The following is a 447-nucleotide window of genomic DNA, read 5'->3' on the forward strand; positions in this document are numbered from 1 at the left end:
GCTTGATATCCGACAACACGTCGTCGACGCGAACCGGCTGCTTGTCGGTGGATTCCTCCACGACGTTCTCGAACCGCCGGGCCTTCTCGCCGGTCGACATGAGGTCGTCGGCGTTCTCGATGATTCGGTCCGTCTTCGAGACCATCGCCTCGACCGAAAACTGACTCGCCGCGGTGACTATCTCGTCGAGCGCTCGAAGTTCGGCATCGATACCGCTGGTCGTCTCGCTGAGGTTCGTCACCGTCTCGGCCAACTGGTCGTAGTCGCCCTTCTCCGTCGGGAGGTCGACTGCGTCGAGGTCTCGGCGCAATTCTCGTGCGTACCCGCTGACGATATTAAGATTGTTCCGCAGGTTGTGCCGAAGCACCCGATTCAGCACCATGAGTCGCTCTTCGCGCTCTTTTCGGTTCGAGATGTCGCGCACCGCGCCGCGGACGCTCATGCCGT

1 pseudogene is annotated in these 447 nt (G+C 61.3%); it reads right to left on the reverse strand.

Features of this window, described 5'->3' with window-relative positions:
- Positions 1 to 310: pseudogene (locus tag DVK07_RS21765) on the reverse strand (histidine kinase); the annotation flags it as partial.
- Between the last annotated feature and the right edge of the window lie 137 nt (positions 311 to 447).

Source organism: Halorubrum sp. Atlit-26R (assembly GCF_003666015.1).
Taxonomy (GTDB): domain Archaea; phylum Halobacteriota; class Halobacteria; order Halobacteriales; family Haloferacaceae; genus Halorubrum.